Origin of the sequence: Paenibacillus sp. A3M_27_13 (assembly GCF_024213315.1) — a bacterium.
Lineage (GTDB): Bacteria > Bacillota > Bacilli > Paenibacillales > Paenibacillaceae > Paenibacillus > Paenibacillus polymyxa_B.
This window is the reverse complement of record NZ_JANAVE010000002.1, coordinates 555,999-570,450: the sequence shown is the minus strand read 5'-3', so window position 1 is coordinate 570,450 and position 14,452 is coordinate 555,999. Positions and strand designations below refer to the sequence as shown.

Genomic DNA, 14,452 nt, shown 5'->3' with positions numbered 1-14,452 from the left:
CCTTCCGTGAAGCGTTCAACCTTATTAGTCCGGCTTCCCCGCAGCGGGTAAATATCAGAGTAAGAGAGCTCCTATGATGATAGGCCAAAAAGCCGTATCGAACCTCTGTCACTAAGATTCGATACAGCTTCCCGCATTTCCTGCTACTTTCTCAATTCCGCTCCAAAAGTTTGTTCCAGAGACGTAACGACAGGAGTATGCGCCGCATTGATCTCTTCATCCGTCAACGTATGCTCCCAATGACGATAGGTCAGAGAGATAGCTACGCTCTTCTTATCTTCACCAAGCTTACTGCCTGTAAATACATCAAACACTCGCGCATCCTGCAATAGCTCTCCGCCTGCAGCGTGAATAACACGAAGCAGTTCACCTGCCTCAACGTCTTTATTTACCACGAGGGCAATGTCACGTTCCACGGATGGGAAGCGAGCCAGCTCTCTGAACTGAATATGAGAGTTTGCGTGTTCAACGACCTGTTGCAACGCAATTTCCGCTACATACGTATCATTCAGCCCATAAGATTGTTGAAGCTCCGGATGAATCTGCCCAATGGTACCGATCCGTTGAGAGTTCCCATTCACATCCAGCCATACCGAAGCGGAACGGCCCGGATGGTAGCTTTGCGGTTGGTCAGCCACATAACGAATGCTGGCACTCAACCCGAAATAGTCAAACACCGTTTCAAGCGCGCCTTTAATATCAAAGAAATCAACCTTTTCAGCACCAATATTCCATTGTTTTTCACGGCGTACCCCAGTCAGCAGTAGACTAAGCACTTGAATTTCCTGCGGCTGACGGGTTAATGTTTGTTCCTCTGTATAAAATACTGTTCCCATCTCAAAAATCGCCAGATTGTCTTGCTTGCGATTCATGTTGTACACCGCTGTATCCAGCATCTGTGGGATGATACTCGTACGCAAAACACTACGGTCTTCGCTCATAGGCATAGCCAAACGTACCGGATGGCTACCTTCTGTCAGGGCATTAAATAACCTCGTACTCTGCGGATGTACAAAAGAGTAGCTGATCGTCTCCTGCCAACCACCATGAGCCAGCAATCTGCGCAGGGAGCGGCGCAATGATTGCGATGCTGTCAAAGCTCCCGGAGTTGTCGGACCTTCAATCGGCGTGGTCGGGATATTGTCGTAACCATACAGACGAGCTACCTCTTCGATTAAGTCCACGTCAATGGTAATATCTCCACGGCGTGTAGGTACTTCAACTTCCAGTACCCCTTGCTCTGCGTCGCCACATCCGAAATGAAGTCTACCGAAAATCGTTTTCACCTCAAGCAGCGACAGTTCGGTTCCCAAATATCGGTTTATTTTATCTAGCGACAGCTTGATAATGCGGTTTTCAGCTTTTGCAGACGCAGATTCTACGATGCCCTGGTGTACAGTGCCTCCCGCATAACGCTGAATCAGCGCAGCTGCACGATTCACAGCAGGCACAACAGCGCCCGGATCAACCTCTTTTTCAAAACGCAGACTTGCTTCTGAACGCAGTCCAAGTTGACGAGACGTTTTGCGAACTGTACCGCCGTCAAACTTCGCAGATTCCAGCGCAATGCTGACCGTCGCATCCGTAACCTCGGAGTTGGCTCCACCCATCACGCCTGCCAATGCAATTGGTTTCACACCGTCTGTAATCAGCAGCATATGCGGCTCCAACTTACGCTCCTGATCGTCAAGTGTAATCAATGTTTCGCCGGCACGAGCGAGTCGAACTTCAATATTTCCATTTTCCAGCTTATCCGCATCAAAAGCATGCAGCGGCTGACCGTATTCCAGCATGACGTAGTTCGTAATATCTACGATGTTGTTGATCGGACGAACACCTGCCGCCATCAGACGGTTTTGAATCCATAATGGGGAAGCCGCCACTTTTACACCTGTGATATAACGGGCCGCATAGTGCGTACACAGTTCAGGAGTATCTACCTTCACGGACAGATGATCTGCTGCTGCATCGCTAATTTCCACCAGATCCTTAGCCGGATCAGCTAGCGAAATGTCACGTCCCAGAATCGCACTCACTTCATATGCTGCTCCGTGCATGCTCAGGCAATCCGAACGGTTGGGTGTCAGATCAAAATCCAGTACCTGATCATCCAGCGCCAGCAGCTTCGTAATTGGCATACCAATTTCAGCATCCTCAGGCAGCACCAAAATTCCTTCTTGCAATTCCTTTGGAAGCAGCTTGTCATTCATGCCCAGTTCTTTGGCCGAGCAGATCATGCCCATAGATACAACACCGCGTAGCTTGGCTTTTTTAATGTGGAAATCTCCCGGCAACTTTGCCCCTACAACTGCAACAGGAACCTTTTGACCTGCATCCACGTTTTTGGCACCACACACGATTTGCAGATCTTCCTCTTGACCTGCATCGACAATACATACATTCAGCTTATCAGCATCTGGATGCTTTTCCTTGCTTTTAACATAGCCGACAACGACGCCAGTAATCCCTTGATTGCGCTGCTCGACCTCATCAATTTCTATACCCGAACGGGTGATTTTCTCTGCTAGATCCTCCGCGCTTACCTGGTCCAGCGATACATACTCGGACAACCACTCGAATGATACTTTCATATGGGTTCACTTCCCTTGATATAGTTGTTTATTGACGCGCAAACTGTTTCAGGAACGACAGGTCACTGTTATAAAAATGACGAATATCGTCGATACCGTATTTCAATATAGCAATCCGCTCTACACCCATACCGAATGCAAAGCCGCTGTACACCTCGGGATCAAAACCGCCCATCTCCAGCACTTTCGGATGGACCATGCCACAGCCCAAAATTTCGATCCATACACGTTCGCCATTTTTCTTCACAAAAGTCACGTCTACTTCAGCACTCGGCTCTGTGAACGGAAAGAAGCTTGGTCGCAAACGGATTTCGGTCGATTCTCCGAACATTTCGCGTGCAAATTGAAGTAAGGTTCCTTTCAAATCACTCATACGAATGTCTTTTCCAATGACAAGCCCTTCAATTTGGTGGAATTGAAAAGAATGCGTTGCATCGTCATCATCACGTCGGAAAACTGTACCCGGACAGATAACCTTAATAGGCGTTTCGCCCTTCATCGCTTCCATCGCACGAATCTGAACCGGTGACGTATGGGTACGCATCAACAGATCCTCGGTCAGGTAAAATGAATCCTGCATATCCCGTGCTGGGTGATTTTTAGGCAGGTTCAATGCTTCGAAGTTATAATAATCCGTCTCTGCCTGTGGGCCTTCAGCCACTCGATAGCCCATACCTGTAAAAATATCCTCGATTTGCTCAATCACTTTGTTGAGCGGGTGCAGTCCACCTTGCGGCAACGCGCGTCCAGGCAGCGTAACGTCGATCTTTTCCGCTTGCAGACGCTCATTCGTTTCTGCTTTCGTGAACTCGTCCTGCTTACGGTTAACGACTTCTTCAATCGCCTCGCGCACCTCATTGGCTACCTGTCCAACAACCGGACGCTCTTCCGCGCTCAGCTTGCCCATACCGCGCAAGATTTCAGTCAGTGCGCCCTTTTTCCCCGAATATTTGACCCGTAAATCAGCCAGCTCCTTGGGTGTTGCCACCTTCTCCAATACTTCCAGTGCTTCTTCCTTCAAGGCCAGCAAATGTTCCTTCATTTGGATGGTTTCGCTCATCGCCTGTTCAGTCCCCTTTCTTCATATCCAGCTTTTCAGACAACAAAAAAAGGTCTTTTCTCCCGGTAAGGGACGAAAAGACCGTGGTACCACCCTCGTTAGACAATAAGCTCAGCTCACCCGGCGTTCTGCCTTACGGCAACTAGTTACAGGTGATTGTTCATGCTATGCATCATCGTCTCGCTCTGCACGTTGTAACGGTCGTGAACCGGTATCCCCTACTTGCACATTCGCCATTCACATGGCGCCTGAGGTTCAAGGAACTGCTCCGGAGCGAACTTCAACAGCCCAGTATTTGCAGAAACGCTCTCAATCCTACGGCGCTTCCTCCCTGTTCAATCGGACACTGTCTACTCTTCTCCATCAAGACATTTTCAAAAATTCGAACTATCGTTCATTATTATATGCAAACTACCGCGCTTTGGCAAGCAGGGCATACGTTCATTTCTTTAGATATCGAGATCATCCAACCGCTCCAGATTTGCACGAATGCGCCTGATTTCGCTCAACAACTTCTCATTTTCGTCATTCGTGCCCGTCATTCCCATCAACTCTGTAAGACGCAATTGTAATCGAAGACGTTCCTCACGCCGCTCCTGGTCTTCTGGCTCCCGTTGACGGCTTAGCTCATCTTCTTGCTTTTCGTCGGCTGTCCCCTCATAGATTTCATATCCGCCCCCTGGCTTCATATCGAGTAACCGAGTTGCCGTGCACCTCACCAGCTCCCGATCATGTGAGACGAGCACCAGTGCTCCATCATAGTTACGCAAAGAATCCTCTACAATTTCACGGGTTTCAATGTCAAAATAATTCGTCGGTTCATCCAGCACCAGCAAATTGGCTCCACTAAAGTACAGACGAAGAAAAGCTACCCTGCATTTTTCTCCCATACTAAGTGTCCCGATCCTTTTAAACACGTCCTCTTTCGCAAAAAGAAAGCAGCCTAACACCGTTCTCGCTTCTGTTTGGGTCATCGTCGGGAGCGCAAGCAGACTGTCCAGCAACGTTTGATCCTCCGGAAGCTGCTCCAACTCCTGTGAAAAATATCCGATGTTCAACTGTGGGTTGGCTGTGATTTTTCCTGTCTGCAGCTCCAGTTGACCTGTTAATAACCGAAGCAGCGTGGTTTTACCAATTCCATTGGGCCCCCGAACAGCCAGACGGTCTCCACGTGCAACGATCAGATTTAGATTTTTCACAATGATACGGTCGTCGTAGCTAAAGTCAACCTGCTCAGCACGCAGCAAATATTTTGCCTGAAACCCGCTGTCACTTAATTTCATGTGCAAAGACGCAGCCTCACGCGGTTGCTCTACTCTATTGGCCTCCAGTCGCTCCAGTTCCTTCTCCTTCGCATGATAACGGGAAATATTTTTTTTAGCCTTGGCCTTATAAAAGCTCTGCGTAACGGCCATCTCAACCTTGGATGCGCCACGATGCGCCTGATGAAACCATTCCCTGTAATTTCGAATCGTTTCCTCCAGCGCCTGTTTCGCCAACTCCTGCTTTCGATAGCTAGCTTCCTGCTCTCGCAGTTCCCGCTCCTTTTGCGCTTTATATTCCTTATAGCCGCCTTTATAGCGCCCAATACCTGTCGATGTGAGCTCAACTATACTCGTAGCCACCCGATCCAAAAAGGCTCTGTCATGCGATACAAACAGCAGCGTTCCCGGATACGTAGACAGCCACTGCTCCAGCCAAAGCAAGCTTTCGGCATCCAAATGGTTGGTCGGCTCATCCAACACCAGCAGCTTCGGCTGCCTGACCATGAGTCCGGCCAATCGCACTCTCGTCTTCTGGCCGCCACTCAGGTCACCATAAGCAATGGACCACGTCTGGACAGGCATTCCCATTCGAGTGAGCGCCTTTTCCACCTCAGACTCCCAGGCAAAGCCTTGCAGGCGTTCGTATTCATCCATTAGCTCGCCGTAACGCTCTAAATGATGCTCCATATCCTTCCCAGCATCGGCTAGGTCAGCTTCCAGCTGCCCCAACGCTTGCTTGAGACGCCAATGCCGAGGGCTGGCCTGCTGTGCGGCCTCCAGTGCGGTTCGAGACCAAGCCACCGTATCCTGCTGCTTCAGCCAGCCCCGCTCTTCCAGTGGCAAATCATGCTCTACTTGACCAGAGGTTGGCGCTTCATCTCCCAGCAATATTCGCAATAGCGTCGTTTTACCTGCTCCATTTCTTCCAAACAGTGCGAGCCGTTCTCCTTCCATCACATCCAGCGACACATTCTCAAATAAAGATGTCCCGTTCCAATCCTTTACTACATTGCGAATACGCAAAATTGTTCTCATACCACGATCATCCTTTCCCAGTCCGGTTTTTTGATCCCGGAAGCAATAAAAAAAAGCCGCAGAAGGCTGCGGCTTGCATACAAGGAATATAGAATGACTGTTATGAATCGTTTCAGAACATACGCTTATGAAAAATAACACCGCAAACGAATAAGCCAAATCCCGTTCCGGAATAAACGCATACGTCCCTACATTCATTTTCAGACACACTTCTCCCGTTGCAGCTTACAGCCGCCTGCCAGTAACTGTGCAGTTAAGTGGGAAAATCAGTGTGCTTACTTCATCGGACGTATGGTTACCTTCCTTTTCATGGGATACTTACTTGCAGTCAGTATAGCAGATCACAACACATTTGCAAATAACCCGCGTTATTTTCCGAATACCAAAGTTGTATTGGACGAACCTGCATATTTCGTTACAAACTCTTTAGTATATTCAGGAGTCTGTACCTGATAGCTATAGTTTTTGCTTGGGTTCCAGTTGGTTACACGCGATTTTTGGTTGTTGATGGCGGGTAAACTCCCCACATCTTTAAACTCGCCATTGGCTTTATCATCAAGAATACCGCCCTTTTCACTACCTTTTCCAAAGTAGTTGTACTCCGAATAGATTCTTGCATTCATAGCAATGGTGTAAGCAAGCTGGAAATTATTGATATAATTATTTTTAACATGGAAATATCCATATCTCATAAGTCCTGGGCCACGTACAAGCAAGTTTTCAAAGTAATTATTGGCGATCGTGATATGGGGCATGCCATCATAATTTTTATTGCCATCATCAGGGTATCCCAAAATGAGACCATATTTGTGATTGGCAAATTTGGAGTTACTAATGGTTACATAATCAGCCGATTGACCTATGTACAAAAGTTTGTCCAAATCCGAGCCATTCGCATTATAATTGTGACCTGCAAATGTAACATGATCAATCCAATAATTTGTACCTGCCGTGAGATAAAGTTGGATGTCATCGTTACCGTTAATGTTGGCACTGTGCTCAAAAGTTAAATTTTGAAAGATCACATTTCCCGAATTATTTGTTGTTTTCAAATGAATGTTAACCAGCTTGTTTTGCGCGTAAGAACCAATGAGTGATTTGTTGGAACCAATGTTGACCACGGTTTTAGAGGAGGCAGAAATATTTTTTTCGATTACCAGAATTTTAGGGGTTGAATCCCCTAACTGGTTTTTCAAATCGTTTAGATTATTGATATAGATGACCTGACCACCTTTTCCCCCCGTTGTGGCAGACTTCGTAGCTCCATTTTCACTTTTAGCCTGTCCGGCAAAACCAGTCATTCCATTCGTCGACGTATTTGGAAAATCAGCAGCGGCGAACGTAGAACTAGCTGGAAAAGTAAACAGCATCAAAGTTAATGCTAAAAACAGAAAAGAAAATTTCCTCATTGCAGCTACACCATCCTTTTTTTAGTTAAATCCCAACAATGCGACTATACTTATTTTTTAGTAATTGGTAAATAGTTCTTTTTATCTGTTTATTTATAGCATATAAGATAAATATTTTATTTTGTGCAGCAATGTAAAAATAGTTCGTAAGAACGCAAAAAAGCCGTGATACCCCGTTGGCATCCCGGCTATAATGTATTTATCTAGCTCCAAATAAAACAAAAACCCTTGCGTCACAAGGGTTCCGAACTTCTTAAAACAGTAAGCGGGTGATGGGAATCGAACCCACGCTATCAGCTTGGAAGGCTGAAGTTCTACCATTGAACTACACCCGCATTTTATAACATCGCGATTCTTATGTATGACACGCTTAACCTATCGTCAACCAGCTGAATCAGGATGTTATTTAGTATAACTTACCTTTCAGCAAAATGCAAGCATACTACATACTATCCTGAGCCAGCCAATTCATAGGTTTACGTAAAAACAATTTTTCAAAGACTTCTGCCGGAATGGGGCGACTAAAGTAATATCCCTGACCCTCATGACAATCCTGTGCCTGCAAAAAATGAAGTTGCTCCTCATTTTCCACCCCTTCAGCCGTAACCTTCAGCTTCAAATGGTGAGCCATGGAGGCAATAGTAGATACAATTGCCGCATTTTTGCTGTCGACCAGTACCTCATTTACAAAGGAACGGTCAATTTTTAGACGATCAATCGGGAGATTTTTCAAATAATGCAATGAGCTATAGCCAGTTCCAAAATCATCAATACTGATTGCAACACCAATAGCCTTTATTTTTTTCAACTGTTCAAAGGCCCGATCCTTATCAAAGGTCATACTTTCGGTAATCTCCAGCTCTAGATAGCGTGCTTCAAGTTCCGTATAGGTCAAAATGCCCCGAATTACATCCACCAGCTTTTTTTGCTGAAATTGGCGCATGGATAAATTGACCGAAATCGGGATTGGTGGGTACCCGAGCTCCTGCCACTGCTTATTTTGCAGACAAGCCTCCCGTAACACCCATTCCCCCAAGGGCACAATTAAACCACTTTCTTCAGCCACCGGAATAAAATCGCCCGGCATCACCATCCCACGATGAGGATGATTCCAGCGCACCAGCGCCTCCAAACTCGTGAGCTCGCCACTTTGCAGGTGGACACGTGGTTGATACACCAATGAAAATTCCTCATTTTCAAGCGCTCGCCGCAGATCATTTTCCAGCTGGAGTCTTTCATGCGCTCGCATCTGCATCGCGCTGGCATACCGCTGAAAATTCACTCCCTGCTCTTTGGCACTATGGACAGCCGTATCCGCCTGCTGAATAAGCTGTTCACTCTGATTCGCATCCAACGGGTATAAAGCTATACCAACGCTCACCGTCACATGATAAGACTCACCATCAATATCGAAAGGCTGATCGAACAGCTTCACCATTTCATCAATACGATTTCTCATAGCATCTGTATCGTCGTATCCCGTTAGAAGAAAGGCAAATTCATCTCCGCCCATGCTAAAGACAGCTTCCCCTTCATGGCTAAAATGCCCCAAGCGTTCGCCTACTGCATACAGCAAATAATTCCCTGCCATATGTCCAAGCGAATCATTAATCGCCTTGAAACGATCAATATTTAGCACTAAAAGCGCTACTGTCTCATCCGATTTTAATGATTTGCGCAATATTTTATCTAAGCGTTGGGAAAGGCGACGACGATTGGGGAGTCCTGTTATATCATCATTATAAGCAATGTGATTAAACTCAGATTCTGCTGCCTGCTTTTCACGATAAGGAACCAGAACCATTAACCGAACCAGCCCGCTCAACATATTATAAAATGCTATCGCGTTGGTCAAAAGTCCCAGAAGGTGATTAATATCGCTCATTTGCTCAGCAAATAAATAGAACAACTGACTCACAACACACAGCCCAATCCCACGAATAATAAGCAACATGCCCAACTCTGCCGGGCGGGCTTTCCGATATTTTCTCACCCCGAAAATAAAAGTGAGTACAAGCAGTAACATCACAGCCAGATTTAACGTCCAGCCCAGGTTGCCTATTTCGTATCGTATACGTAGATCCGGTAAGCCTGCACCAAATGTCTTAATAACTCCTAGAATCAGCAAAGTGCAGCCTATCCCCGCCCACAAAGCCACTGTTTTGTATTCAGACTTCGTCTTGCTAAACGGGAGGAAACAAATACATAAGAGCAAGACAGCGGTAAAGGCACGATTTACAAATAGCAGCCATAACGAAATGCCCGGAGACAAAGCTAAGTCCGTCAGGCATACGAAACTAAACGAAACAACATGAACAAGGTAAAGCAGACCAGCCACCAAAAACGTCGGAGCAATAAAAAGCCTCTGCAAAGATAACTGTTCCAGTAAAACGGACCAGGATTGATAAAAAATAGAAAAACAAATCGCAGCACAGGCAAATCCTACAATCGGATATAACAAGAAAAAAACATTATGGGAGTATATCTTATTCAAAGTTACGTGAAATAACTGAACCAAGACAAACAAAACTATCGAAGCAATGCCGATACCTATCGTTTTTTTTATTTCCAGCCGTATACTCATTCAGCCTCTTCAGCCCCCTGCATATCGGAGATTCCGATCATCTAAGACGTTTGACAGCTTTGGAAGCCGTTGTTTAAGTCTATAGTATCAAAAATAATGTTGTATTCTGGTATATAATAGCATTTAATCTGTGAAAGGTGAATCATTTTTTTGTCTTAAATTCGTGAATTCATTTTCGCATTTACGCAAATAACCGAGCTTACAGCACCAAAAAAGCGCATCATCTTGTCAGATTATGCGCTTCAGACAACCTTTTCCAAAAAGGTGATACCTATACCCCAACGCTGCACAACATAAAAGAAATAGTATGTACAGGACCCCTCTGCGAAAACCTCCCCATATTAAACTACAGGAAGCGTGATTTTAAATTGTGTGCCACTTCCATGTTTACTGTCTACATGTATGAAGCCTCCGTGATTTTTGATAATGCGATAGCTCACAGCCAGTCCCAATCCGGTTCCACTTTCTTTTGTTGTAAAAAAAGGATCAAATAAACGCGCCAATGTATTATGATCCATACCTAATCCGTTATCTTCAATACAAATGTGAACATAATTGCCCTCAAGCACTGTATGGATATCGATGCAGCCCTCTCGTTCCCCACCGATGCTTTCGATGGCATCCATCGCATTTTTAATCATATTGAGGATAACCTGCTTAATCTGCTTGACGTCAATGGAAACCTTCATGAGCTCATCATTTTCGTCCAATGCAATCTGGCAACCCTTCATCAATGCTTCGCTTTCTGTCAGCATCACTACCTCTTTCAGCAGCCCCATCACAGATACAGCCGTTTTTTGCGGAGCCGAAGGCTTGGACGAATTTAAGAACTCATAAATAATGTCGTTCGCACGATCAATTTCTGTTAATATAATCCGAGCATACTCATCCCTGCCCAGCTCCACCAAATGCGGCCGAAGCAATTGAATAAAGCCCCGGATTGCGGTAAGCGGGTTACGGATTTCATGGGCGATAGAGGCAGAGATCCGTCCCAGCATCGCCAGCTTATCGTTTTGATACGCCGTCTGCTCAATCTGCTTATAATCCGACACATCCTTGACGCTAAACAAAAAATCGCCATCCATCTGATCACCGTAGGTCACTGTTATCAACCAATGCCGACCATACTCATCAATCAACTCATGATAGCGCTTTCTATGAAAGATAGTTTCTTTATAAATCCGCATGATTTTCTTCTTCTTAAACCGACTTAACTCAGGATGATGCAAAATTTGCATCAAATTGCGACCTGCTAGCGAACTCCGTGGTAGCTCCAGCAATTTCGCCATTTGCACGTTAATAAAGGTCAGTACCCCGTCACTGTCAAACAGCATGATACCACTATCCAGGTTCTCCAGCACATTTTCATACTTGTTATTGGCGATCTGTGTGGAAGGACAAGCTCCCACGGTATCAAGCAAGGCTTCTTGGAATTCACTGATCATGCCAGGCTTCCCCCTTGTTTCGGAATGACAAACTGGCCGTATCGGACGCGTAATAATCTTGAAGAAGAGAAAGGCATCTATCGACTACCCTTCAATGGTGTAGAAAACAGTTTCACAGAAATCCGACCATCTCTTTCCAATTCGAGTCTTATTTTATGATAGACAAGATTAAGGATCGCAGTCAATCGGAAAAAGTGTCGAATCCACATTTTTATCCTGTTTTCTTTCGTCATAATATCTGCGCAACATTACCAAAATGAAAGATTACGTTAGGAACAAGCGCCCTACACACCAAAGAAGCTCTCCAGAATTGAGAGCTTCTTTGGTGTGTAGGATGTCAACTGCCGCTCTTATTATGTTGAAGCCGGGATCGTCTTTGGCTCATAACGGCCAGTCTTCTCTTAAGCTCTCCCTGCCATTTTTCATCATTCATCTGTTTGGCTACCATCAATAAATCCAGGGATATGTCAATTTGACGCTTCACAATTTCAAACGCATCTTCACTTTCACGATTCACACAATTTTCAAATATCGTATCATCGTCTTCCATGACATAATCCTGAAAATCAATCTCGGTTGCCCCATCTCCATGTGCATATTCAGCCAGAATTTCATACTCATTTTCGACTTTATAATGAACTTCAATGCGACGACATACCGGGCAAAACAGCAAAGGAACATTATGAACTTGGGTGCGGTAATGCTTCAGCGTTCCCTTGGTTCCTACCATGCTTGCTCCACAGCAATAACTCATCCGGGCTCAGCCTCCTCTGAACAAAACCTGTTCTGCCTTGTTTATCTTCTACAATACCTTATTCGCTTTCATCAGGCAAAATTCCTCCAGAACACAACAACATTTCCATAATTATTTGTTACTTCACTCTGTATTGTCTCATTCAAACAGGCTATCCTCACATCTTCCGCTGCACAGAGCAGGCAAGCAAGCCCCCAATAACGGAAGAGTAACCGCTAGTTGGGGGCTTGCTTGTTTAATTTCAACTTGTGAAGCTTATATTACAGATTTTGATCGCCTGGTTTCCAGTTCATTGGGCACAAGCCACCGGATTGCAAAGCTTGCAGTACACGCAAAGTTTCTTCCACACTGCGGCCTACGTCGTTGTGGTTAACCACTTGATATTTCAATTCGCCTTCTGGATCAATGATGAACAAACCGCGCAATGCAACGCCTTCTTCTTCGATCAGAACACCATAATCGCTTGCTGTTTTTTTCGTGATGTCAGAAGCCAATGGGAAGTTCAGTTTGCCCAGACCGTTGTTTTCTTTAGCTGTGTTAATCCATGCTTTGTGGCTGTGCACGGAGTCTACACTGATACCCAGAATTTCAGTATCCAGCTCTTTGAATTGGTCAGCAGCATCGCTCAATGCTGTAATTTCCGTAGGGCACACAAAAGTGAAATCCAGTGGATAGAAGAAAAATACGAGCCACTTGCCACGGTAATCGGAAAGCTTCACCGAACCAAATTCTTGACCGTCTCCAGTTACTGTTTCCAATGCAAAATCAGGGGCGGGTCTTCCTACCAATCTTTCTGCCATAATATGAAATCCTCCTTTAAAATATGTAAGAAAAACACCGAATGTGCTTTCCTCAATCATCTGTATTGTAATGAACAACTTACTTGATAAATGTTATCATTCGCTGAAATCAAAGTCAATATTGTAACCATTACTTTTTTGTAATTATTTTAAACTAGCTTAAAAATTCACAACTTATTCACATTTTGAACTTTTTGAATATACAAGTAGCTCCTGATTGCTCAGGAGCTACTGTGCCAAACATCTGCCGAAAAGGCTGTACTGTATAACCTTACTATATAATAGGAAGCTTTTTTTCAGAACGGGTACATTAACAAAGCTTTTAGCGAATAGCTGCTGCGATCAGATCGCCCATTTGAGTTGTCGAGATCGCTTGAGATTTATCCACCGCAATATCTGCCGTACGGTGCCCTGCATCCAGTACCTCAGCTACCGCTTTCTCAATGGCATCAGCTGCCTTCTCGTACCCGAAGGTGAGACGGAACATCAAAGCAACGGACAAAATCGTTGCAATGGGATTCGCCAGTCCTTGACCTGCAATGTCAGGCGCCGAGCCATGTACCGGCTCGTATAGGCCGAAGCTGCCTTGTCCAAGTGATGCGGAGGAGAGCATGCCGATGGATCCGGTCAGCATAGCCGCTTCATCACTGAGAATGTCACCAAACATATTTTCCGTCACGATGACGTCAAAGCTAGATGGACGACGCAGCAATTGCATGGCACAGTTATCGACCAATACATGCTCCAGCTCGACATCCGGGTAGTCTACAGCAACCCGGTTAACTACTTCACGCCATAAACGGGAGGTTTCCAGTACATTAGCCTTATCCACCGATGCAAGTTTTTTGCGACGTTTTTGTGCAATTTCGAAAGATTGGCGCACAATACGCTCTACTTCCGTTACATTATATGCACAAGTATCAACTGCTTCCTCACCTTGAGGACTTTCTCGTCTGAACTTCTCGCCGAAATAAATGCCGCCCGTCAGTTCGCGCACCACGATCAGGTCCGTTCCTTCCAACACTTCCGGTTTCAATGTAGATGCGTCCTTGAGGCAGTCGAAGACGACAGCAGGACGAAGATTCGAAAACAGACCGAGCTCTTTACGAATGCCCAGCAGTCCAGTTTCAGGACGAAGTTCCTTTGGATTGTTGTCCCATTGTGGTCCTCCTACCGCTCCCAGCAGAACAGCATCTGCAGATTGACATACTGCCAGTGTTTCTTCTGGCAATGGTGTGCCCTTCTTATCAATCGCAATCCCGCCGAACAGCGCATGCTCCGTTTCAAATGAAAGGCCGAACACTTCTTCCGTACGTTTCAAAATTTTTTCTGCCTCTGCGACCACTTCCGGTCCAATTCCATCTCCCGCTATTACCGCAATCTTTTTAACGTCTGCCATCACGTACACTCCTCTTGTTATACAGCTATACAACTGTATTTTTCATACCTTCTTTGTAACATACATGGCAGGGCTTTGACCAAGATATAGAATCTATCAATTCAATAGGC

9 protein-coding genes and 1 tRNA gene are annotated in these 14,452 nt (G+C 45.4%); all 10 read right to left on the bottom strand.

Annotated features, from left to right (window positions below):
* Positions 1 to 143: 143 nt before the first annotated feature.
* The 10 genes from pheT to leuB all read right to left on the bottom strand — a co-directional run bounded on the left by pheT (position 144) and on the right by leuB (position 14,342).
* Complete coding sequence (pheT, locus tag NLX82_RS09075; protein ID WP_069080473.1) at positions 144 to 2,591, bottom strand: phenylalanine--tRNA ligase subunit beta; 2,448 nt, start codon at positions 2,589 to 2,591, stop codon at positions 144 to 146.
* Between the two features lie 28 nt (positions 2,592 to 2,619).
* Positions 2,620 to 3,651: a phenylalanine--tRNA ligase subunit alpha gene (gene pheS, locus NLX82_RS09070; RefSeq protein WP_269321413.1), complete on the bottom strand. Its 1,032-nt coding sequence runs from the start codon at positions 3,649 to 3,651 to the stop codon at positions 2,620 to 2,622.
* A gap of 449 nt (positions 3,652 to 4,100) precedes the next feature.
* Positions 4,101 to 5,951 carry a ribosomal protection-like ABC-F family protein gene (gene abc-f, locus NLX82_RS09065; protein WP_068940322.1) on the bottom strand — a complete coding sequence of 617 codons (1,851 nt, stop codon included), beginning with the start codon at positions 5,949 to 5,951 and terminating at the stop codon, positions 4,101 to 4,103.
* A 368-nt stretch (positions 5,952 to 6,319) separates the two neighbouring features.
* On the bottom strand, positions 6,320 to 7,321 hold the full coding sequence (locus NLX82_RS09060) for a polysaccharide lyase family 1 protein (protein WP_370671138.1): 1,002 nt from the start codon (positions 7,319 to 7,321) through the stop codon (positions 6,320 to 6,322).
* 303 nt (positions 7,322 to 7,624) lie between these two features.
* Positions 7,625 to 7,695: transfer RNA gene (locus tag NLX82_RS09055), tRNA-Gly, on the bottom strand.
* A 107-nt stretch (positions 7,696 to 7,802) separates the two neighbouring features.
* Positions 7,803 to 9,944, bottom strand: coding sequence for a bifunctional diguanylate cyclase/phosphodiesterase (locus tag NLX82_RS09050; protein ID WP_069080475.1), 2,142 nt, complete (start codon positions 9,942 to 9,944; stop codon positions 7,803 to 7,805).
* 341 nt (positions 9,945 to 10,285) lie between these two features.
* Entirely contained in the window at positions 10,286 to 11,389 is a 1,104-nt protein-coding gene (locus NLX82_RS09045) for an ATP-binding protein (RefSeq protein WP_023987764.1), read from the bottom strand.
* A gap of 337 nt (positions 11,390 to 11,726) precedes the next feature.
* Complete coding sequence (locus NLX82_RS09040) at positions 11,727 to 12,143, bottom strand: hypothetical protein (protein ID WP_013309391.1); 417 nt, start codon at positions 12,141 to 12,143, stop codon at positions 11,727 to 11,729.
* 260 nt (positions 12,144 to 12,403) lie between these two features.
* A complete protein-coding gene (locus NLX82_RS09035; protein WP_023987763.1) occupies positions 12,404 to 12,943 on the bottom strand; it encodes a peroxiredoxin in 540 nt (179 codons plus the stop codon).
* 322 nt (positions 12,944 to 13,265) lie between these two features.
* Positions 13,266 to 14,342, bottom strand: coding sequence for a 3-isopropylmalate dehydrogenase (gene leuB / locus NLX82_RS09030; protein ID WP_028542967.1), 1,077 nt, complete (start codon positions 14,340 to 14,342; stop codon positions 13,266 to 13,268).
* Positions 14,343 to 14,452 lie beyond the last annotated feature (110 nt).

Coding starts and splice junctions, on each gene's coding strand:
- leuB (WP_028542967.1), bottom strand. CDS start 14,342: ATGGCAGACGTTAAAAAGATTGCGGTAATAGCGGGAGATGGAATTGGA.
- abc-f (WP_068940322.1), bottom strand. CDS start 5,951: ATGAGAACAATTTTGCGTATTCGCAATGTAGTAAAGGATTGGAACGGG.
- pheT (WP_069080473.1), bottom strand. CDS start 2,591: ATGAAAGTATCATTCGAGTGGTTGTCCGAGTATGTATCGCTGGACCAG.
- NLX82_RS09045 (WP_023987764.1), bottom strand. CDS start 11,389: ATGATCAGTGAATTCCAAGAAGCCTTGCTTGATACCGTGGGAGCTTGT.
- NLX82_RS09050 (WP_069080475.1), bottom strand. CDS start 9,944: ATGAGTATACGGCTGGAAATAAAAAAAACGATAGGTATCGGCATTGCT.
- NLX82_RS09035 (WP_023987763.1), bottom strand. CDS start 12,943: ATGGCAGAAAGATTGGTAGGAAGACCCGCCCCTGATTTTGCATTGGAA.
- pheS (WP_269321413.1), bottom strand. CDS start 3,651: ATGAGCGAAACCATCCAAATGAAGGAACATTTGCTGGCCTTGAAGGAA.
- NLX82_RS09060 (WP_370671138.1), bottom strand. CDS start 7,321: ATGCTGTTTACTTTTCCAGCTAGTTCTACGTTCGCCGCTGCTGATTTT.
- NLX82_RS09040 (WP_013309391.1), bottom strand. CDS start 12,143: ATGAGTTATTGCTGTGGAGCAAGCATGGTAGGAACCAAGGGAACGCTG.